The organism is Consotaella salsifontis (assembly GCF_900167365.1).
GTDB lineage: Bacteria > Pseudomonadota > Alphaproteobacteria > Rhizobiales > Rhizobiaceae > Consotaella > Consotaella salsifontis.
Genome location: NZ_FUXL01000018.1, coordinates 1 through 20,833 on the forward strand (window position 1 = coordinate 1; position 20,833 = coordinate 20,833).

A 20,833-nucleotide genomic window follows, 5' to 3' on the forward strand; every position below is an offset into this window, starting at 1 on the left:
GTGCAGCGCCGGCGCAGCCACTCGGCATGCGCGCCGGCGATCTTCTTCGGCTTGTGCCCACCCATCTGGCCGGGCGCCACACTGCCCGTCTCATGGTGGCGCTGCAGCCATTTGACCGCCGTGCTCACCGCAACCCCGAAGCGCTCCGCCGCCTGATGGCGCGACAGCCCGCCCTCAAGCACCGCCGCAACCACCCGCTCGCGCAGATCCATCGAATAAGGTCGACCCATCCATGCTGGCCTCCGTCTCCAGCCAGCATGTTGAATCAGATTGGCGCCTCCGATGGAATCCTCTTCCGATTCTGCCGAACTTCATCCCGCTCTAGGGGAATCGGCATTCCTCGCGCCGCCAGGAAGGGCAGGAGCCCGCGAAAAAGTGCCGCGTATTCCAGCGCGAAAAGCGCGGCTAGCCAATGTTTGTCGCCGTTGGACACGACGAGGGGAGCCTGAACGCAGGCAAGATCGTGCCCTTCCGCAGCGAAGGCGGCATGTGCCTGTCGCAATTGCTTGGGATGCGGCCGATCCTCCGCGTCATAGAGCGCCAGGAGACTGCCACGCGCTATTGGCAGCGCGAAATTGAGCGCCTTCGGCTTGGTGCGGGGCAAGGAGGGTGGCACGCGAAGGACCGTGATGTAGGGACGACCACGCGCCGCCATTTCGGCAGCCGCCACCGTCGCTGCGTCGTCCTCCTCGCACACCAGTTTTATGTCGAGCTTGGTTTTCGGCCAGTCGAGCTTTTCCAGGGCCTCGACGAGAGACGCCACCACCGTGCTCTCATGATAAAGCGCGACGAGAAGCGTATAGACAGGGAGGGGCTCGGCGGGACTTCCGGCGTCGGGCTCGCTCCCGAAGGGCGCGACCGCGGCGCACAGGCGCACTGCGGTGCAGGCGAGGAACAGGAATGCCGACATCGTGTGGAGCGCGTCCAGCCAGGCGCCGATCGCTCCAACCATGGCGAAGCCGGACAGCAGGAGGAGGCATGCGGCAGCAAAACCCTGCCCGCCGGAGAGAGTCTGCCGGGCGGAAAAACCCGGCTGCGTTTCGGCCAGACTGATCTGGGCGTCTCGCGAGCGCCGGGCCGAAGACGTTTCCGCCGCGTGGGCTTCGATCTCGCTTTCGAGACCGATTTGAATTCGCCGGGCGATGGTGGGCCTTCGATCGAGGACGTGGCGCAGAACGTCGATCGTTTCCAGAGTCGGAGCCAGGAGCGTCTTGAGGCCTCGCTCGGCATCATAGGCCTTGACGACGCGGATAGGCTGGTCCGCCATTCTGATCGTTCGGTCCGACAAGACGGCATCGCCGGGTCCTAGATGACCTCGCGGAAGTGCCAGAACTGCCGCAACGGCGTCCGCAACAGCATCTTCCGAGACGATGCCCGCACAGAGCAGTTCCGCTGTGGCGTTCGTGCCGTTGGTTCGTGCCGCCGCTTGGGCGCGAGAAAAGGCGCCGGATGGAAGCGCAAGCCGAGACAAGACCTCGGCGAGCGGCGATCTGCTGCTTCGAAGCCCTGGCGATGGCGCGATCTCGAGCGGACCGGGCATCGCCGATCGACCCGTTGCGGTCCGGTCAAGGTCACCTCCGCAAGACGCTGGCATTCTTGCCGCTTGACCGAACGGGACGGAAGGCTTCACAGACGGCAGATCAATCAAGTCGCTGGGCACGCGCCGACACCCGAAATACGCCACTTTGAGTTCAGAAGTTCGCTGAACTGAATTATCTTCCGGTAGAAATTCGGTTGTAGGAACCAACCAGGAGAGGAATCGCCTTGAGATTGCATGGTTTGGTTACTTTTGCCGCAGCGGTAGTCTTCTGGCTGGGGCCGGCGATGGCGCAACAGGTCGAGGTTCCGAACTTCTGGGATCAACATCAGCGGGTTTCTCGCCCGGACCTCAGCGAGAGGCGGCAGATACGCTTTCTGACCAGCGTCGACTTTCCGCCCTTCAACTTTCTCAACGACAGGGGCAGGCTCTCGGGCTTCCATGTCGATCTCGCGAGGGCGATTTGTGCCGAACTCGGCGTGACCGATCGCTGCCAGATCCAGGCCATGCCGTTTCGCGATCTCGGGCCGGCACTGAAGGCCAAGAAGGGGGACGCCATCCTCGCGGGATTGGCCGTGACCCCGGAAAACCGGCGCGAATTCGCCTTCACGCAACCGTTCTTCCGGTTTCCGGCGCGTTTCATTACCTTGAAGGAGAAGCCGCTGGCCGAGCCAATGGTCAGCTCGCTTTCGGCCAAGACGGTCGCGGTGGTCGCCGGCAGCGCTCACGAAGCGATGTTCGCCGCGTTCTTTCCGGGGCTGTTGGCCAAGCCGTTTCCGACCCGGCAGGATGCGTTGGAGGCGCTGAAGGCCGGAACGGTCGACGCTCTTTTCGGTGACGGTGTCGACCTTTCGTTCTGGCTCTCCAGCAATGACGCCGGCGGCTGCTGCGTCTTTTCCGGCGGGCCCTATCTCTCCGACAGGTTCCTGGGCGAGGGGCTGGCGATTGCCGTTTCGCCCGACGACGCCGAACTGGCGACCGCCTTCGACTATGCAATCGGCAGGGTCGTCGCGAAGGGCGGCTTTTCGGAACTCCTGCTACGGTATTTTCCGGTCAGTGCCTTCTGAGCCTTGCTGGGCCAGCCGCGCCTGACGCTCATCAGTCCGGCAGGCGGTAGCGCACGCGAGCGCTGCGCTCGATGGCGGCCACCGCCAGAGGGTCGAGGTCCAATCGATCGCGAATCATTTCGAGCAGACGAAGCTCCGGCTGGCTGGCGAAACGGTCGGACGCCGCGATCTCGACGGCAAGCGCATAGGCGGTCTCGTGAAACTTGCGAGGCACCGAGGTCGCGACATGCTCGATGATGGTATCAATGCCGTTGGTTTGGTCGAGAAGAAGGCCGATCTCGGCCGCGATGCTGCCCAGTCGGTCGCGGTCAAATCCATCGAACACGGGAAGCGTCTGCAGGATCAGGCTGATCTGGCGGAATTCGCTGTCGCGTAGCGTCTCGTCGGCGGCCGACATGGCAACCATGAGGTGGATGAGCGCGCTTTGCGCTTCGGTTTGCGGACCCACCTTCGACATCGTCGTTCGTTTCCTTTTCCTCTTGCAAATGTGCCCTCAAGCTAGGTGCGGTTGGGGTGTCCCACAAGTGTTGACCGTGGGATGGCCAAGGCCGCCCTGTTCATGTCAACTTTGTTGACGGAAACGTCCGGCCGCCATAGACGAGGCGATCCAGGACCTTGCGCGGGTTTTTTTGATCGGCCGCCGGCAGAGGCGGAGGCTCGGCATCAAACCCTCGGCGTAGGGCAACGAACTCGAAATCCGAGGACAATATGGCCGCCCAAGAGCTCGAGCCGCTCGTTATTGATCCCAGCCTCGTCGCCGAAGCGAAAACCTCGAGCGCCTGGCCCTTCGAGGAAGCGCGTAAGCTGGTCGAGCGGCTGAAGAAAAATCCCGAGAAGGAAGTTCTGTTCGAGACGGGCTATGGGCCCTCCGGTCTGCCGCATATCGGCACGTTTGGCGAAGTTGCACGCACCTCGATGGTGCGCCACGCCTTTCGCGTGTTGACGGAAGACACGGTGCCGACCCGGCTGCTCTGCTTCTCGGACGACATGGACGGCCTCAGGAAGGTGCCGGACAACGTTCCGAACCGAGAGATGATGGAGACCTATCTCGGGCGTCCGCTGTCGCGCATCCCCGATCCCTTCTCCAACGAATATCCCTCCTTCGGCGCCGCCAACAACGCGCGCCTGAGGGCATTCCTCGATCGCTTCGGCTTTAGCTACGAGTTTGCCTCCGCGACGGACTATTACTCCGCCGGGCGATTCGACGAGACGCTTCTGAAGATGCTGGCCGCCTACGACGAGGTGATGGAAATCATCCTGCCGACGCTCGGGCCAGATCGTCGCGCCACCTATTCGCCGTTCCTGCCGATCTCGCCGCGTACCGGCGTCGTTCTTCAGGTGCCGATGGTCGATCGCGACGTCGAGCGCGGCCTTATCGCCTACATCGATCCCGAGACGGGCGAACGCGTCGAAACCGGGATCACCGGCGGCAGGGTGAAGTGTCAGTGGAAGGCGGATTGGGCGCTGCGCTGGACGGCGCTGGGGGTCGACTACGAGATGTCCGGGAAGGACCTCATCGACTCGGTCACGCTGTCCTCGAAGATTTGCCGCGTCCTGGGCGCCAATCCGCCCGAGGGATTCAACTACGAGCTCTTTCTCGACGACAAGGGGCAGAAGATCTCGAAGTCCAAGGGCAACGGCCTGACCATCGACGAGTGGCTGACCTATGCCTCTCCCGAGAGTCTGTCTCTCTACATGTTCACCAAGCCGAAGACGGCGAAGAAGCTGCACTTCGACATCATTCCGAAGGCTGTCGACGACTATTATGCCTTCGTCTCGGCCTTTCAGCGCCAGCCCACGGCCCAGAGGCTGCAAAATCCGGTCTGGCATATCCACGATGGAAACCCGCCGGAGCATGGCATCGCCGTGCCTTTCGCCATGCTGCTCAATCTCGTCTCCGCCTCGAACGCTGGCGACAAGGGAACACTTTGGGGCTTCATCAGCCGCTATCAGCCGGGTGTGACGGCGGAAACGGACCCCGAGCTCGATCGGTTGGTTGGCTACGCGCTTCGCTATTTTGAGGACTTCGTCAAGCCGAACAAGACCTTCAAGACTCCTGACGATGTGGAGCGCGAAGCGCTTCAAGTGCTGGATTCGAAGCTCGCCGCCTTGCCGGCCGACGCCGACGGAGAGGCTATCCAACACGCGATTCTCGACGTTGCGCGCCCGATCGAGCGCTATCAGGACCTTAAGAAGAAAGGGCCGGACGGTGGCCCTGGTGTCTCCGTGGAGTGGTTCCAGGCTCTCTATCAGGTCCTGCTGGGGCAGGAGCGGGGACCGCGCTTCGGCTCCTTCGTCGCGCTCTATGGCATCGCCGAAACGCGCAAGCTGATTGCGGCGGCGCTGGAGGGACGGCTTGGCGCGGCCTGATGCCGGAAGAATTCCCGATCCCGCGAGCGTCGTTCTCGCGGGATCGGTTGATTTGACAGGGTGATAGCACGTCCGCCTGAAAAACTGATTCATCTTCAGGAATAGATTCATCGGGCGAGGCTATCGGACCGTTGCGCTTACGGTTTATCGAGGCGCGGCGATGGCGTTCAGCTCTTCCACCGCCTCCGCCGGAAGATCGAGTTCCGCAGCGGCGAGATTCTCGTCGAGATGCGTGATCGAGGACGTGCCAGGGATCAGCAGGATATTGGGAGAGCGCCGCAGCAGCCAGGCGAGCGCCGTCTGCATCGGTGTCGCCCCAAGACGCTGCGCAACCTCCGAGAGCGACGAGGACTGAAGCGGCGTGAAGCCGCCCAGCGGGAAGAACGGGACGTAGGCGATGCCCTCGCCGGCAAGGTCATCGATCAGCCGATCGTCGTCGCGGTGGGCGATGTTGTACATGTTCTGGACGCAGACGATCTCGGCGATGCGCCGGCCCTCGGCAATCTGGGTCGGCGTCACGTTGGACAGGCCGATGTGACGGACGAGCCCCTGACGCTGCAGATCGGCGAGAACGGTCAGCGGCTCCTCGATCGACCCTTCGGCCGGGCCGTGAGTCGAGAACATGATGCGCAGATTGACGACGTCCAGCACGTCCAGGCCGAGATTGCGCAGGTTGTCGTGAACGGCCGCTTTCAGTGCCTCGGGCGAGTAGGCGGGTAGCCAAGAGGCGTCCTCGCCGCGCCGCGCGCCGATCTTGGTGACGATCACGAGGTCGTCCGGATAGGGCGAGAGCGCTTCGCGGATGATCTGGTTGGTGATGTGCGGCCCGTAGAAGTCGCTGGTGTCGATATGGTCGACACCGCTCTCGACGGCCTTGCGCAACACGGCGAGCGCGGCATCGCGATCGCGCGGCGGGCCAAAGACGCCGGGACCGGCGAGTTGCATGGCGCCATAGCCGAGGCGCTTCACCGTGCGGCTACCGAGCGTGAAGGTACCGGAGCGTTCGATTGCGGTCATGGGGTGACTCTCCTGTTGAAGCTGAACCGCAGATAGATCCTGGTGCGGCGTACGATAATCCGGCATTATCCGTACGGGCTGTGCGGAAAGCTGAACGATGGCGATCGATCTGAATGATCTCAATGTGTTCGTGGCGGTTGCGCGGGCCCGCAGCTTTCGCGGCGCCGCACGCCATTCGCAGGTCAGCGCTTCGTCGATGAGCGAGGCAGTGCGGCGTCTCGAGGCGGCCCTTGGGGTGCGTCTGCTTCACCGCACGACGCGCACCGTCGCCCTTACTGAGGCCGGCGCCGGCTTTCTGGAGCGCCTGACGCCGGTCTTCGGCGAGTTGGATGCGGCGCTCGACACGGTCAACCGATTTCGTGACCGTCCGGCGGGGACACTGAAGCTGAACGTTCCTTTGAGCGCGGCGCGGCTGGTGCTGCCGACCATCGTTCCGGCCTTTCTCGCCGCCTATCCGGACATTCGGCTCGAGGTCATCGTGGAGGAAGGCTTTGTCGACGTGGTCGCCGAAGGATGTGACGCGGGCATTCGCTATGATGAACGTCTGGAGCCGGACATGATCGCGGTGCCCATCGGCCCCCGCGTCCAACGCTTCGCAACGGCGGCCGCGCCGGCCTATCTCGATCGCCACGGCCGGCCGGAGCACCCGCGCGATCTGCTCCGCCATGCCTGCATTCGCGGCAAGTTTCTGAGTGGCGCAATGGCCGCATGGGAGTTCGAGCGGGACGGAGAGGTCGTCGAGGTCGATCCTCAAGGTCCGCTCACGGTCATCATCGGCGGCGCCGTGGACCTTTCCGTCGCGACCGCCATCGCGGGGATCGGCATCGTGCATCTGTTCGAGGACTGGCTGCGTCCTCATTTCGAGAGTGGAGAGCTTGAGCCGGTCCTTGAGCCCTGGTGGCAGAGCTTTTCAGGGCCTTTCCTATATTATCCGGGACGCCGCCTTGTGCCGGGTCCCTTGCGGGCCTTCGTCGATTTCATCAGGAACGGAGCCGGGGCGTAAGAGCTGCCCGACTTGCCTTGCGATCGTTTGGGCCGGTGGCGACCTCTACTGGAGCGCCTGAATCACTGGCTCGCCCAGAGAATGCGCGCCATCCAGTCGATCTGATCGACGTTGAAGTGCAGGGGGGGAAAGTCCGGGTTCAGCGAGGCGAGTTCGATGGTCTTCGCCGTCTGGCGCTGGAGCACCTTCGCCATCACCTCGCCCTCTCGCGTCTTGACCACGACCCGATCGCCCCGGCGCAGCGAAGCCGTTGGAGAGACGATGACGATGTCGCCCTCCCGATAAAGCGGCATCATCGATTGTCCCGTGACCTCCAGCGCATAGACCGCATCCTCATCCGTCGGCGGAAGCTGGATCTCGTCCCATCCCTGACCGGCGGGAAAACCGGCGTCGTCGAAATAGCCGCCGCCGCCCGCCTGGGCGAGGCCGAGCAAAGGCACGGTGATCGAGCGGATACGGCGTGGGCCGCCCTCGCGGACGAGATCGGCGAACTCGTCGAAGCTCGAGTTGGTGGCCTGGATGATCTTGGAGATCGATTCGGTCGATGGCCAGCGGGGCCGTCCGTCCGTCGCGTTGCGCTTGGACTTGTTGAACGTCGTCGGGTCCAACCCGGCCCGGCGCGCCAAGCCCGACGGGCTTAGCCCTTGTCGCGCCGCCATGGCATCGATAGCCGCCCAGACGCGATCGTGCGAGAACATCGCGCACCTTTTTGTCGGTAAAGGAATAAATACCTTTTTGTTCTATCCGCTTGATCGCTGAAAGTCTAGGGCCTTCGTCTTGAAAGGGTGGGACAGGGGCTTAATCTTGGCTCGACTGCATGCGCAAGAGCAGCCCACCGGCCGTCTACGCAAGCGCCTTTGAGGTGTCACATGCAATGCTGACAGAATTCAGCGGGAGGGGCCGGTGAGTGTGCGTTTTGCTCCCGATACCACTGAGGAAACGCGTCGCCGCGCCAGTGAGCCGGGGAGGGGCCGTGATGCCGGGAGCCCGGCCGCCATCCCTCTCAAGGGCTGGAAGGACATCATCGCGCGGATCGCGCGCTCCTTCTTCCGCGACCGGGTTATGCTGATCGCCGCGGGAGCGACCTTCTACCTTCTTCTCGCGATCTTTCCCGCCGTCGGCGTGTTCGTCTCGCTGTACGGCATGGTGGCCGATCCGACGACGATCGCCGGACATATCGCCTTCTTCAACTCCGTTTTGCCGCCCGCGGGTGCCGATCTCATTCAGTCGCAGTTGCAAAGACTGACGACAGAGACCGGCACATCGCTTTCCATCGGCTTTATCGGCGGGCTTCTCTTTTCGCTGTGGAGCGCCAACAACGGCATCATGACGCTGTTCGAGGCGATGAACGTCGCCTATGGCGAGATCGAGAAGCGCGGCTTCCTCAAGCTTTACGGCATGGGTTTCGCCTTCACCCTGGGCGCCTTCTGCATTGGGACGCTGCTGCTCGTGACCGTCGGCCTCGTGCCCATGATCCTCTCTGTGTTCGGGCTTTCCGGTGTCGCTGACAGACTGATCGACCTTTCCCGCTGGCCGATCGTCTTTCTGCTGCTGGTGGGCGCCATCGCCTTCGTCTATCGATTCGGGCCAAGCCGGACGCGCGCCCGGTGGAGCTGGGTGATCTTCGGCGCGATGCTTACTGCGATCGCCTGGCTGGTGATGTCGGTCGCCTTCTCCTGGTATCTCCAGCACATCGCCAACTACAACCGCACCTATGGGCCGCTTGGCGCGGTGATCGGCTTCATGATGTGGGTGTGGATTTCCTCACTGATCTTCATCATCGGCGCCGAGGTGAACGCCGAGATGGAGCATCAGACCGCGCTCGACACTACCGATCGACCCGAAAAGCCGCTCGGCAAGCGCGGTGCCCGTGTCGCCGACACGATCGGGGAGAGCACGGCAAAAACCAGGACGCCGCATCTCGAAAAGTCGGGATTTCTGCACCGACGCTGGCGAAAAGGCTGAAGCGCCGCAATGGCGGCGCTTCTCTTCTTGGAACACGTGAGGCTTTTCCAGGACAGCGGCGCGACCGCGGCACTATCCTTCACCGTCCATCTTGTCGAGAAGACCCCTCACATGCCGGATGGCAATTTCCATGGCGGCCAATGATTGCTCGATCTCCGCGCGCTGTTCCTCGAGAATCTGCCTCTGTTCCTCGAAGCGCTCCAGGGCGGTCTCGAGTTGCAGCTTTTTGCCGCCTGGCCGACCATAGAGCTCGATCATCTGCTTGGCCTCGGTCAGCGAGAAGCCAAGAAGCTTGGTCAGCAGAACCAGTCGCAAGCGAGCCCGGTCTCGGCGCGAGTAGATGCGCGTCGTGCCGCGTCTCTCCGGCTGGATGAGACCCCGGTCCTCGTAATAGCGCAACGTGCGAAGCGTCACGCCAAACTCCCGGGCCAGATCGCCTATGCGAAAAGTGGTCTGACTGGCGGATTCATCCGTCGACAAACCCAGTAGGACATTAATGTCCGGCGTCGGATCGTCATCGGACCTGTCGGTCCTGTCCGTGGTAATCATCATGATATTCCCAGCGATCCCGGATCGCATTCGGCAGAGCAGTCTCCATTCGGTCTAGGTTCAGCGAGCAATCATAAACAAGCCGAACCAATGGGAGAGATCGGATAGTTTACGCTCATTTACCAGAGCTTAATCCAGCTTCAGTCACGGTTCCATTACTAAAGGGTGAAGAAGGGGTCGCCTCGTTAGGTGGATGTTAACCGTATCTTCCGTGGAAGCACCCCAGAGCCAGCGGGCAGTGAGCATCGCTCGCTGCTCAAGAAGAGGCGCCGAGGATAAGGATGGGTGAGATGGCAACCCCTTCAAAGCCCGATATGGCGGGACCCCATGAGGCTGGGCAGGGAGCGTCTCTTTCCGCTTTGAGTCGAACCCTGGAAGATCTCGAGTCGCGGCTGGCGCAGTTGCAGCGGTCTCGCCCGCAGAAGCGAGACGAGCCTGCGTTGCCGGTGCGAGCGACCGGGCCGCATACCACCCCCCCAGCCGCGGTGCCTCAGGCCGCGTCGCAGCCCGTCGTCTCCCGCACGAGCTGGGAGGATGCGGCTTCCGAATTTGTCATGCAGCGCCGGATGCACGACCAGCTGGCTCGCCGCCAGCAGCCAGGCGCCGATGGTTCGCATCCCGCCGGCGTTGGCCGCCAGGAACTTGCGGCGCAAGCGGCGCCCGCTCACCGCGACATGCCGATGTCCGATGACTCGCTGCGGCTGCTTGCCGGAGAGATCGAGGCGCTGCGCCACCGCGGGCAGGGCATGGGCGTCGTCGTCGATATCGCCGACGAGCTGCGTCAGCTCCGCCGTGACATCCGTCAGGAGCGGGAGCTGCGCTTCCTCGGCCGCTTCGACGGCGTTCGCGAGGGTCTCAAGGATCTTCGCGTGATGATCGCCAACGGTGAGGACATGGATATCCTGTCGGCCGAGATGACGCGGCTTTATGACGCGCTCGAGGCACTTGGCCGCGATGGCGCCGACCGCCAGGCGGTCGAGGCATTGGAGGAAGAGCTCGATCAGGTGCGGGTGCTCGCGAATGAGGCGCAGGATGAAGCCGGTGCCAAGCCGCGCCGGACGGCCGAACTCATCGATGGCGTACTCGCATCGACCTCCGAGGAGCGCACCGAGCTGAAGCAGGAGCTACAGCGGCTGCGTGATTCGCTGCGTTCTCTCGCCAAGGAAGACGATATTCGCGACGCGGTGCGTCGCTGGGAGGAATTTCAGGTCCACTATCACGAGAACGATCCCGCCCGCACCGAGGAGAAGCTGACGCAGCTCCTCAAGAGCGAATTCGACGCTCTTCGCGCCAAGCTCGAAAGACTCGCCAGTGAGGAATCGCTGAAGGCGGTCGAGGAGCGCTGGGGCGCCCTGGAGGAAAAGTTTGCCTCGAAGACGATCGAGGAGAGCATTCTTGCGCTCAGCGGCAGGATGGGCGAGATCGAAGCCTCGCTGGCGCGCATTCCCGATGCGATGGTGATCGTGCCTCTCGAGGAGCGCATCCACGCGCTGGCTCTCGGCGTCGACGCTTTGGCTCGGCGTCAGGCGGAGCCGGATGTCGAACAGTTCAAGGCGCTCGAGGATCGCCTCGATGAAATCTCGCGCGCCATCCTGGCGGTATCCCGCGAGGCGTCGCGAGAGATCGACATGGCGCCGATCGAGCGCATCGAGGCGCGAATCGCCAGTCTCGCGGCACGCGTCGATCGACTCGGCGACGACAGCGAAACCGAAGCCATGTCACGGCAGATCGCCGATCTCGCCGCGCGCCTTGATGCAATCGCGGCGGACGGTTCGGCTGAGGAACTGGCAGGGCGGCTCCAGAGCTTTTCGGAGCGAATGGAGACACTTTTCCTGGAGGCCGAGCAGCCGAAGCTCGATACCGGTCCCATCGAAGCTCGGCTTGCCGCCCTGGCAACGCGCCTCGAAGGCGTCATGGCCGCGCAGGTCGATCCCGAAATCGTCGCATCGCTCCAGGATCAGATCGGCCGGTTGTCGCAGGCGCTCAGCGCGGCCGTTCTGCCTGCTTCCGAGGGAATCGACGAGGAGATCAGCCAGCGGCTGGAGGCGATCGAGCGACGTCTGGACGACGACCGCGACAACCTGATCGCGTCGGCGCGGGCGGCGGCGGATGAGGCCGTTTCGCGCATGCTCGAGGCTGAACAGCAGCGCGAGAGCGAGCATGTCGCGCGCCTTTCGGAAGATCTGCGGGCACTCGAGGCGTTGGCGCGGGAAACCGACGAGCGCGCCAACGACGTCTTCGAGGCAATGCACTCGACGCTGCTCAAGATCGTAGACCGGCTCGACCAGATCGATCATGAGATGGTGCAGGCGCGGCTTCTCCAGGAGGAGACGGTCCGCCAGCCGGCCCCCACGCGCGAGGCTGCCCATGCGGGAGATTCGGCGCAAAAGCCAGCCTTGCCGAAAAGCGGATTGAGACAGGCCGCCGCCGCGGTTGCCTCCGCCTCAGTCGAGGAGCTGGTTGCAGAGAAAGAGGACGGCGAGGGCGATGTGGCTGGGACACCCTGGCCCCAGGCAGAGCCGGTCCGTTCGCCTCTCGCTGCGCCCTCGCTGGACGCGGCGGATATTATCGATGACGCGGAGGCCGACCGTCCGCTCGCTCCCGGCTCCGGCATTCCGAACGTCGCGGCGCTTCTCGACCGTGTGCGAGCGGCGCAGGCCGACGAGGCCAAGCGCGACGAGTTGGCGGGCAAGGCCGATTTCATTGCGGCTGCGCGCCGCGCGGCCATGGCGGCTGCTGCCGAGGCCGATCAGCTGCGTTCCTCAACAACCGAGGACAATGCAACATCTGGCGCGGGCAAGCTTGTTGATCTCGTCTCGCGGCGGCGCAAACCCATCCTAATGGCCGTGAGCGCCATCATTCTGGCGCTGGCGGCCATGCCGATCGGTCGCGCCCTTCTTGCCAGCGACGCGGCCGGAGTCGGCGGCGAGACGGTCAATCTCGAGGCGTCCGCGCTGCCCGCCATGCAGGAGAGTGAGAGGCGGGAGCCGGCCGCGGAAAAGCCCGTGGAGGACGCGACGACAACGCAGTCGGTCGCCGCCGAGGCATCCGCCGTCGATGTTCCACGCGCCGTAGCCTCAACAGAATCTTCGTCGTTGAAGAGCGCCACCCCCACTCTTCTTCAACCGATGCCCGAACCGCTGCCGCCGGTGGCGATGGAAGACCTCCTGGCGAATGCCAAGATGCAGGAGGCTGCAGGCGCCTCCGCTCAACCGAAGTCTCTCGCGGGCCCATCTGCAGACAAATCCGCGATCATGGAGAACGTTATGGCCAAGCTTCCCGCTGAGGCCAGGCAGCCGCTACCGGATGTTCCGTCCGGTCTAGGGACGCAGGCCCTGTCCGATGCAGCCAAGGCGGGTGATGCCAAGGCTCTTTTCGAGGTTGGTCTTCGGCTCATGGAAGGGCGGAGCGGCGAGCCGTCGATCGCCAAGGCGCTGCCATTCTTCGCGGCCGCTGCCAAAAGTGGCTTTGCTCCAGCCGAATACAGCCTGGGAACCCTCTACGAAAAGGGCAATGGCGTCGTCCGCGATACGGCCACGGCGCGTGACTGGTATTTGCTGGCTGCCGAGCAGGGCAACGTCCGGGCCATGCATAATCTGGCGGTGCTCTACGCCACCGGTATCGACGGCAAATCCGAGCCGGAAACCGCTGCCGATTGGTTCCGCAAGGCGGCCGAGCACGGCATGCGCGACAGCCAGTACAATCTCGGCATTCTCTATGCGCGAGGCGCAGGCGTCGAGCAGGACATGAAGGAGTCCTTCCGCTGGTTCGCCATCGCCGCGAAATCCGGCGATGCGGATGCCAAGTCGAAGATGGACGAGGTGGCGAAGTCGCTGTTGCCGGCCACGCGAGACGAGATCAACAAGCAGGTGGCCACATGGACGGCCGAGCCCGTGCCGGACGCCGTCAACACAGTCGATGTGCCCGCCGAGTGGTCGGTCTCCACCGAGCAGACCTCTTCGATCGACATGGGCCGCGCCGTTCGCAACATCCAGGCGATCCTGATCAAGCTGGGCTATGACCCCGGCAAGCCGGACGGCGTCGTCGGCGAAAAGACGACGAGCGCCATCATCGCCTTTCAGAAGCAGGCGGGGCTTCAGCCCTCGGGCGCGATCGACGAGTCCCTCATCCGCGCATTGCTCGCGCGCAAGGACGGATAGCGTCGTCTCGCCAAACGAATGGATGCAAAAAGGCCCGGCTGCGCTCCGCAACCGGGCCTTTTGCTGATGTGCGGCCATTTGGGGGGAAGAGTCAGACCAGCGCTGAAAAGGGAATCGGGTAGACCTTGTCGCGGCCGATGACCCCCGCCATCGGCCTTTCGCCGGTGAAAAGGCCGTCAAAAGCTCGATGGAGCACGTTCAATCCGCCGGTTGTCACGCCGAAGGCCGGCATGATCATGCGCCGTCTGTCGGTCGCGAAGCAGGGGCCACGCACGGAGCGGCCACGCGATGCGACACGCGCGGCAGGATGGAGATGGCCGGCGATCTCTCCGGCGGGCGCATCGGGGCGCGGCTCGTGCCGGAAGGAGAGAGCACCCATGGTAAAGCACTCTGTCCACTCGCCGCCAAGGCTCGGACGCTCCGGATCGTGATTGCCGCTGATCCAGATCCACTCCCGCCCTGTCATCATGAGAGAGAGGTGCTCGCGGAGAGGCGCAGGCATGAGGTCGGCGCCGCGTCGATCGTGAAAGCTGTCGCCAAGGCAGATCACCCGGTCAGGGGTGTGACGCTCGATCGCCTGGGATAGAGTGGCGAGGGTCATTGCGGTGTCATAGGGCGGAAGAAACATGCCACGCCGGGCAAAGGCGGCACCTTTCTCCAGGTGAAGATCGGACACGACAAGCGTGCGTTCTGACGGTACGACGAGAATGCCCGCGGGATCGCAGGCAACCTCTACGCCGTTCAGCTCAAGCTGCAGCGTCCGGCCGCAGATGTGCGCGATGTTCATCGAAAGGACGCTCGTCACTGATTCGCCGAGCGACCAATCGAGTCGATTTCCCACGTCGCCGCAAGGGGACGGCCCTTGCCTCACGCGTTGGTCATCGCATCGCCTGGCGTGGGCGGGGCAAGTGGGACGAAGCTTTCGCGCGCCGGCTTGATGTCGATCACCGGCGTCTCGTCCAGGCAATCGAGGCCGCGGACGAAAAGTGTCGTGCCCTCGACCCTCTCGACGAAGACCACGCTGGTCCCGATCGGATTGGGTCGCACAGGTGACCGCAGCGAGAATGTGCCTCGCGTGGTGCCGTCGCTCTTGGGCGATTGCCAAACGAGATCGCGCCGGGAGCGATGGAGCCAATAAAGGATCTCCAGTCGATCGTAGAGCTCGATATCCTTCAGCGCATCCTTCCAGACATCATCGATCACGATTTGGCAAAGTGGCCCATCCGCGCGCCCTTGACGGGGGCACTCCATCCGGTCCTGCCAAGGCGTGTGAATGCGGCCGATGAAGACCAATCCCGCATCAGTGGCGGGTGGGGTCGCGACGGCGCGTTCGCCGTCGCGCATTTCGTCGCGCCGAACCATCACGATTTATGGTCGACAGCGACGAGCACATCGCTGGCTTTGATTACGGCGTAGGCGTCCTGGCCCTCTTTCAGGGCAAGATCGTCCACCGCCTCGTTGGTGATGGAGGACGTGACCGTCGCGCCGCCGATGTCGATCTTGACGTGCGACGTCGTCGCGCCCTTCACGATTGAGATCACCTTTCCCTTGAGCTGGTTGCGCGCGCTGATCTTCACTGAAACCTCCTTTGCCGGATCGACACGATCGATGTGTAGTTTCGCTACATATCGTCGTCAATCGGCAAGGCGCCGTGGCCTGCCAACGTGTCGCGCCTTTGAGACATAGCGGGTTAGGCGGGACGGAAAGCCACCAGCTCCGAAGGGTTGGTCTCGATGCGCCCCGCGCCGATGAGGTCGAGGCAATAAGGAATGGCGGGGAAGACCGCCTTGAGCGAGATGTCGATCGACGACGGCTTGCCCGGCAAGTTGACGATCAAGGTGCGGCCACGCGTGCCGGCGGTCTGGCGCGAAAGGATGGCGGTCGGCGTCTGCTCGAGGCTGATGCGGCGCATGAGTTCGCCGAAGCCCATCAGCTCCTTTTCAAGTACGGCGGCCATGGCCTCGGGTGTTTCGTCGCGCGGCGCCGGCCCAGTGCCGCCGGTTGTGAGGACAAGATCCACTTTGTCCTGGTCGCACAGCGCGACGAGGCTTTCGGCCACCTCTTTCCTTCCATCCGAGACGATGCGGTAGACCGGCGTCCAGGGCGAAGCGACGACCCGCTCAAGCCAAGCCTGAATGGCTGGGCCGCTCTTGTCCTCGTACACACCGCGGCTGGCGCGGTCGGAGATTGTCAGGATGCCGATCTGAACCACTTCGTCTCGTTCCTTTCACGATGGTGTCGATCCGACAGCTACGTTAACGGGCGCTGTCATGCCAGCCCGGATGATGCGACGCCTTCGATCCGTCACGATTCATGGCTGCTCTGGACAGGATCAAACGTTCCTCAAGGAGAAAGCGCATGGATCGGTTCACCGGTGGCTGCCTCTGCGGCTCGGTTCGCATCGCGGCGATGGGGCGTCCCTATCGCGTCGGACTTTGCCATTGTCTCGACTGTCGCAAACACAGCGGCGCCCCGTTTCATGCCTCCGCCATATTTCCCGAGGATGCGGTGACGGTCGAGGGCGAGACGCGCGATTATGCCGGACGCTTCTTCTGCCCGCGCTGCGGCTCGTCGGTGTTCTCACGCTGTGGCGACGAGGTCGAGGTGAGCCTGGGTGCCCTGGATGAGCCTGATCAGATGAAGCCAACCTACGAGCTCTGGACGGTGCGCCGCGAATCGTGGCTGCCACCTTTCCCTCTCCTCAGGCGATATCCGCGCGACCGCGACGCCACGAGTCGATCGGAGGAATAGGCGGTTGGGAGACCATGGCCTAAAGATAGGCAGAGGCACAATCGCGCTGCCGGTGAACCGATCTTCTTCTCTTGCGTTTTTCCGCCACTGGATGATGCCCAAAGGGACAGTGTGATCATGAAGTTTCGTCATCGCGTGCTCTTAGCCGCTCTGGTCGGCGGTGCATGTCTGCTTCTGAGACAGCAGCGGCGCGAGGAGGAGGCGCTCATGGTGGGATTCCGCAAAGGGGAGGGTGCCGGCGCCCGGCTTCGCGGCGAACCGGGCCGCCGAGCGTCCGGGGACTGGGACAAGGTGGACGAGGCGGTGGACGAGTCTTTCCCCGCCAGCGACCCGCCGGCCTACTGAGCGCGCCGGCTCGGCCCACCGCATATTGGCGAAGGGGCTAGGGCGTGGAACGGCTGGATTCACGCCGGCCCCTTCGTTGCGACAAATGTTGAAACGCGGTTTTGGGCTCAATCCTTGACCTCGAATTGGAAAGGTGTAGCCGTCTCGCGAGCTTGGAACGCTCGGCTCAAACCCGAAACGGGCTTTGAGCGGTCGTTCGAAAAAGCCATGCGTGAAATTGAGGACCTGAACCATGCTGAAACCGATCCCGTTCATCGACCTTGCCTCTCAACGGGATCGCTTGCGCAGTGGCATCGATCGACGGATCGCGGCCATATTCGATTCTTGCGCCTTCATCATGGGCCCGGATGTGCGCGAGTTAGAGGAGCGCCTTTGCTCCTTCTCGGGCGTTGCCCACACCCTGAGCTGCTCCTCGGGCACGGATGCTCTGGCGCTGCCCTTGATGGCCTGGGGCATCGGGCCGGGAGACGCCGTGTTCGTGCCGAGCTTCACCTTTGCCGCCACGGCCGAGGTGGTGGCCTGGCTTGGCGCGACGCCGGTCTTCATCGACGTCCATGAGGACACGTTCAACATGGACCCGGCAAGCCTCCAGGCTGCCATCGGAGAGGTGGAGCGCGAAGGAAAACTGCGGCCCCGCGCCGTCATCGCAGTCGACCTCTTCGGCCAGATCGCCGACTATCCGGCGATCAAGCCGATCTGCGAGAAGCATCACCTCAAGCTGATCTCGGACGCGGCGCAGGGTTTCGGCTCGACTCTCGATGGCAAGATGGCCAATGCCTGGGCGGATGTCGTCACGACAAGCTTCTATCCGGCAAAGCCTCTCGGCTGCTACGGAGATGGGGGCGCCATCCAGACCGATGATGCCGAACTCGCGAAGGTGATGGAGTCGCTGCGCGTTCACGGCGGTGGCACGGATCGCTACGACAACGTGCGCATCGGCATGAACGGTCGCATGGATACCATCCAGGCCGCCGTTCTGCTTGAAAAGCTGACGGTTTTCCCAGAGGAGATTGAACTCCGCCAAGCTGTGGCCGATCGCTATGCGTCCGGACTGGGCGATGTGGTGAAGACGCAGCGGGTGATCGGCGGCGCGCAGTCGACCTGGGCCCAATACACGGTCACGCTCTCCAGCCAGCGCGATGCATTCATGACCGCCATGAAGGGCAAAGGCGTGCCGACGGTGATCTATTACGGCAAGCCGCTGCATCGCCAGACGGCCTATTCCGCTTTCCCGCGTTCGGGCGGCACACTTCCCGTTTGCGACCGACTGTCGGAGATCGTCGTGAGCCTGCCGATGTATCCCTATCTCGACAACGAAACGCAGGACTACATCATCCAGTCTGTGCGACAGAGCCTGGACGAGATCCATGCTCGCGCGTGATCTTCTTCTGCCTGCCGCCTCTGGGCGAGAGAACGAGGCCGTCTGCGAACTCGCTGGCCGGCTTCTTCAGCCGGTCCGCCTGAGGCTTGGCGCACCGCCGCGCGCCGTCCTGCGAGGCGCAACCGCATCGCGACTTCTCCCCGGCCGAATCCTGGCAGCCGTCCGCCCTTGGGGGCTTTGATCAGCTTGAACTGACCTGCGGCTCGGGCAGGGGCGACGCATTGCCGCGCCCCCCTTCGCCAGCTATTGAAAAAGCACGAGTTTCAGCACTCATCGGTCGTCAAAATCAGCCCTTGAGCCGCGCTTTTAACGCATAATTCTTTTTTTGAGCCGCTTCCTAGAGAAAAGAATGAAGCGGAAGGCTCGCACATGTCTCTGGAGTCGGCAACTCAACCGCTGAACGACACTATGGCGGTTGATGCACTCGATTTGTTGCCGCATCCGGTGTTGATCGCCGACAGTGACGGACATATCGAATTCGCGAACCCCGTGGCTCGATCCGCGTTCGGAACGGCGGTGGGACGGCTCCTGGGCGACCGGCCTTTTCGCATGGCCGAGGTGCGAACGGTCGGCCGGGGCGAGAGGATCCGCGTCAGTCATGAGGGGCGGGCGTTCGACGTATCCCTGGCGGGCCTCGGTGGCAAACGCATGCTCGTCAGCTTCTTCGACGTCACGGATTACGTCGAAAAGGACATCACCCGCTCGCCCAAGCGAAGCCTCAACGACCTCCTCGATCGGAAAAGCTTTCTCGCGCGGGTCCATTACGCGGCGGCGCGCGCCAGGAGCTCCGGCGAGATACTGGCGGTCCACTTCCTTGACGTCGACCGCTTCAAGCTCGTCAATGACACGCTGGGCTACGCCGTCGGCGACAGGCTGCTTGAGAAGGTGGCCGAGCGCATCGTCGCCGTCTGCCCGCCGCAAACCAGCATCGCCCATTTCGCCAGCGACGAGTTCGCAATTCTCCAGTCGCGGATAGCAGGTGCGGCGGACGCTGAGGGGCTCGCGAAGCGGTTGGTCGACGTCGTGGGGCGCACCTATGTTCTCGACACCCAGATGGTCAATGTCGGCCTCTCCGTCGGCATCGCGCTATCCTCGCCAGACGCCGGAAGTCCGGATACACTGGTCAGGCAGGCCGACCTCGCACTCGCGCGCGCCAAACGTACGGGCAGGGGGCATTTCTGCTTCTGCGAACCGTCGATGATGACGGAAGTCGCCGAACGGCGCTCCATGGAGACGGACCTGCGCTCCGCTCTGGCGCTGAAGCAGCTGGAGCTTCACTATCAGCCACAGATTGACCTCGCGGCTGGCCGCACGGTGGGTTTCGAGGCGCTGCTGCGATGGCGCCACCCGCTCAAGGGCAACATTTCCCCGGCCCTTTTCATTCCGCTCGCGGAGGAGACGAAGATCATCCGCGAGATCGGGGACTGGGTGATTCTAACGGCGGCGGCGGAAGCTGCGCGCTGGCCCGATCCGATCAGTGTTGCCGTCAATGTCTCGCCGGTGCAGTTTCAGGGCAAGCTGGTCCACACCGTTGCATCCGCTCTCCAGCGATCCGGCCTTGCACCGGAGCGTTTCGCCATCGAGATCACGGAAGGAATTCTCCTTGATGAGAGCAGCGATGTGCTGTCGATTCTCAATCAGCTGAAGGATCTGGGGGTCCACGTCGTCATCGATGATTTCGGGACGGGTTATTCCTCCCTGGGTTATCTCCGGCGCTTTCCATTTCATAAGCTCAAGATCGATCAGTCCTTCATTCGAAGCGCCAGCGACAGCCGAGATTGCGCGATGATCGTGAAAGCGGTTGCCGGCCTTGGGAAAAGCCTCGGCATCAAGACCACCGCCGAGGGGGTCGAGACCGAGATGCAGCTCGATTATGTTCGCGCGGAAGAGGTCTCGGAGGTTCAAGGCTATTTGACGGGGCGCCCCATGGATGCCGGGTCGATCGGCGCTTTCCTTGCCCAGGAAGCAAGCCGACCTTAGGCGGAATCCGATCTTTCGCGATGGTTGTTGAAGCGAGCCTTCAATTAGACGTGATCGCTCGCCAAAAGGTTCTGCAACTTCTGAGCGCTAAGCTCGTCAACTATCTGGCGCCGCGAGGGAAGCGGTAAGCACGGCCTTCGATCGGCCGCGCCGGAATATCCGTGTTCCCAAGAGCGTGGTCCATGGTCGGACCAGTCAAAGGTCTCCGCCATGAATCGCCGGCTCTACCGTCTTTGTTACTTCAGCGAGAACCGCATCCCGGGCGATGCCGACCAGGTGGTCGCCGAAATCCGGCAGATCCTGTCGATGAGCAGGCACAACAATGCCGCGGCAGGGATCAGTGGCGCTCTGATGTTCAATTCGGGATGCTTCGTGCAGATCCTCGAAGGGGCGCTACCCAATGTCGAGGAAACCTTCGAGCTGATCCAGCGGGACGAGCGCCATGGCGCGATCACGGTGGTCGCGCTGGAGCCGATCGAAAGCAGGAGCTTCGAGCACTGGTCTATGGCCTTTGTCGGCGCTTCGCTGGACGATGCCGAGAAGTTCTCCGGCATCGTCGATCCATCTAGCTTCAATCCAAGCCAGATGAGCGCCGATCATCTCCACGAGCTGCTATGCCGCCTCGCCCTGGAGCAGGAGGATCGCTCAGAGCTGCGATAAGCTCGTCGTCGTTGGCCTGCGCTGGAACGCCGGCTGTCGCGGCATGGC

20 protein-coding genes are annotated in these 20,833 nt (G+C 63.2%); 10 read left to right on the plus strand and 10 right to left on the minus strand.

Annotated elements, in window-relative coordinates; genetic code table 11:
• Together B5D38_RS18800 and B5D38_RS18805 are read right to left on the minus strand one after the other, a co-directional pair.
• Window positions 1-230 (minus strand): helix-turn-helix domain-containing protein (locus B5D38_RS18800; RefSeq protein ID WP_131829905.1); only part of this gene is annotated, 230 nt, incomplete at its 3' end.
• Window positions 231-265: 35 nt separating this feature from the next.
• Window positions 266-1,267: a glycosyltransferase gene (locus B5D38_RS18805; RefSeq protein WP_165690909.1), complete on the minus strand. Its 1,002-nt coding sequence runs from the start codon at window positions 1,265-1,267 to the stop codon at window positions 266-268.
• Window positions 1,268-1,770: 503 nt separating this feature from the next.
• On the opposite strand from B5D38_RS18805, the gene B5D38_RS18810 reads away from it, so the two are divergent.
• On the plus strand, window positions 1,771-2,604 hold the full coding sequence (locus tag B5D38_RS18810; protein ID WP_245319382.1) for a transporter substrate-binding domain-containing protein: 834 nt from the start codon (window positions 1,771-1,773) through the stop codon (window positions 2,602-2,604).
• A 31-nt stretch (window positions 2,605-2,635) separates the two neighbouring features.
• Here B5D38_RS18810 and B5D38_RS18815 read toward each other — a convergent pair whose 3' ends face one another.
• On the minus strand, window positions 2,636-3,061 hold the full coding sequence (locus B5D38_RS18815) for a tellurite resistance TerB family protein (protein WP_078710004.1): 426 nt from the start codon (window positions 3,059-3,061) through the stop codon (window positions 2,636-2,638).
• A gap of 251 nt (window positions 3,062-3,312) precedes the next feature.
• Between B5D38_RS18815 and B5D38_RS18820 the strand changes: the two genes are divergently transcribed.
• Window positions 3,313-4,974 (plus strand): lysine--tRNA ligase, encoded by a 1,662-nt coding sequence (locus B5D38_RS18820; RefSeq protein ID WP_078710005.1) that lies wholly within the window; start codon window positions 3,313-3,315, stop codon window positions 4,972-4,974.
• Between the two features lie 144 nt (window positions 4,975-5,118).
• On the opposite strand, the gene B5D38_RS18825 is transcribed toward B5D38_RS18820, so the two are convergent.
• On the minus strand, window positions 5,119-5,991 hold the full coding sequence (locus tag B5D38_RS18825) for an aldo/keto reductase family oxidoreductase (RefSeq protein WP_078710006.1): 873 nt from the start codon (window positions 5,989-5,991) through the stop codon (window positions 5,119-5,121).
• Between the two features lie 97 nt (window positions 5,992-6,088).
• Between B5D38_RS18825 and B5D38_RS18830 the strand changes: the two genes are divergently transcribed.
• Window positions 6,089-6,994 carry a LysR family transcriptional regulator gene (locus tag B5D38_RS18830; protein ID WP_078710007.1) on the plus strand — a complete coding sequence of 302 codons (906 nt, stop codon included), beginning with the start codon at window positions 6,089-6,091 and terminating at the stop codon, window positions 6,992-6,994.
• 62 nt (window positions 6,995-7,056) lie between these two features.
• Here B5D38_RS18830 and B5D38_RS18835 read toward each other — a convergent pair whose 3' ends face one another.
• The gene (locus B5D38_RS18835; protein WP_078710008.1) at window positions 7,057-7,692 is read right to left on the minus strand and encodes a S24 family peptidase; all 636 of its coding nucleotides are present in this window, start codon (window positions 7,690-7,692) and stop codon (window positions 7,057-7,059) included.
• Window positions 7,693-7,897: 205 nt separating this feature from the next.
• Here B5D38_RS18835 and B5D38_RS18840 point away from each other — a divergent pair, with 205 nt between their 5' ends.
• Entirely contained in the window at window positions 7,898-8,959 is a 1,062-nt protein-coding gene (locus B5D38_RS18840) for a YihY/virulence factor BrkB family protein (protein WP_245319385.1), read from the plus strand.
• Between the two features lie 72 nt (window positions 8,960-9,031).
• On the opposite strand, the gene B5D38_RS18845 is transcribed toward B5D38_RS18840, so the two are convergent.
• A complete protein-coding gene (locus B5D38_RS18845) occupies window positions 9,032-9,439 on the minus strand; it encodes a MerR family transcriptional regulator (RefSeq protein ID WP_280949405.1) in 408 nt (135 codons plus the stop codon).
• Window positions 9,440-9,798: 359 nt separating this feature from the next.
• Between B5D38_RS18845 and B5D38_RS18850 the strand changes: the two genes are divergently transcribed.
• Entirely contained in the window at window positions 9,799-13,668 is a 3,870-nt protein-coding gene (locus B5D38_RS18850) for a peptidoglycan-binding protein (protein ID WP_165690910.1), read from the plus strand.
• A 91-nt stretch (window positions 13,669-13,759) separates the two neighbouring features.
• Here B5D38_RS18850 and pdeM read toward each other — a convergent pair whose 3' ends face one another.
• The 4 genes from pdeM to mog all read right to left on the minus strand — a co-directional run bounded on the left by pdeM (window position 13,760) and on the right by mog (window position 15,880).
• Window positions 13,760-14,455, minus strand: a complete 696-nt coding sequence (gene pdeM / locus B5D38_RS18855) for a ligase-associated DNA damage response endonuclease PdeM (RefSeq protein ID WP_078710085.1) — start codon at window positions 14,453-14,455, stop codon at window positions 13,760-13,762.
• Window positions 14,456-14,535: 80 nt separating this feature from the next.
• A complete protein-coding gene (tsaA, locus tag B5D38_RS18860) occupies window positions 14,536-15,030 on the minus strand; it encodes a tRNA (N6-threonylcarbamoyladenosine(37)-N6)-methyltransferase TrmO (protein ID WP_078710011.1) in 495 nt (164 codons plus the stop codon).
• The gene (locus B5D38_RS18865; protein WP_078710012.1) at window positions 15,030-15,245 is read right to left on the minus strand and encodes a TOBE domain-containing protein; all 216 of its coding nucleotides are present in this window, start codon (window positions 15,243-15,245) and stop codon (window positions 15,030-15,032) included. The genes tsaA and B5D38_RS18865 overlap by 1 nt, the downstream gene beginning before the upstream one ends.
• Window positions 15,246-15,358: 113 nt before the next feature.
• Window positions 15,359-15,880 carry a molybdopterin adenylyltransferase gene (gene mog / locus B5D38_RS18870; RefSeq protein ID WP_078710013.1) on the minus strand — a complete coding sequence of 174 codons (522 nt, stop codon included), beginning with the start codon at window positions 15,878-15,880 and terminating at the stop codon, window positions 15,359-15,361.
• 146 nt (window positions 15,881-16,026) lie between these two features.
• On the opposite strand from mog, the gene B5D38_RS18875 reads away from it, so the two are divergent.
• The 5 genes from B5D38_RS18875 to B5D38_RS18900 all read left to right on the plus strand — a co-directional run bounded on the left by B5D38_RS18875 (window position 16,027) and on the right by B5D38_RS18900 (window position 20,785).
• Complete coding sequence (locus B5D38_RS18875; protein WP_078710014.1) at window positions 16,027-16,419, plus strand: GFA family protein; 393 nt, start codon at window positions 16,027-16,029, stop codon at window positions 16,417-16,419.
• Window positions 16,420-16,536: 117 nt separating this feature from the next.
• On the plus strand, window positions 16,537-16,764 hold the full coding sequence (locus B5D38_RS18880) for a hypothetical protein (RefSeq protein ID WP_078710015.1): 228 nt from the start codon (window positions 16,537-16,539) through the stop codon (window positions 16,762-16,764).
• Window positions 16,765-16,996: 232 nt separating this feature from the next.
• Window positions 16,997-18,145: a DegT/DnrJ/EryC1/StrS family aminotransferase gene (locus B5D38_RS18885; RefSeq protein WP_078710016.1), complete on the plus strand. Its 1,149-nt coding sequence runs from the start codon at window positions 16,997-16,999 to the stop codon at window positions 18,143-18,145.
• A 408-nt stretch (window positions 18,146-18,553) separates the two neighbouring features.
• Window positions 18,554-20,125 (plus strand): putative bifunctional diguanylate cyclase/phosphodiesterase, encoded by a 1,572-nt coding sequence (locus B5D38_RS18895; RefSeq protein ID WP_245319390.1) that lies wholly within the window; start codon window positions 18,554-18,556, stop codon window positions 20,123-20,125.
• Window positions 20,126-20,335: 210 nt separating this feature from the next.
• The gene (locus tag B5D38_RS18900) at window positions 20,336-20,785 is read left to right on the plus strand and encodes a BLUF domain-containing protein (RefSeq protein ID WP_078710019.1); all 450 of its coding nucleotides are present in this window, start codon (window positions 20,336-20,338) and stop codon (window positions 20,783-20,785) included.
• The last annotated feature ends 48 nt before the right edge of the window (window positions 20,786-20,833 follow it).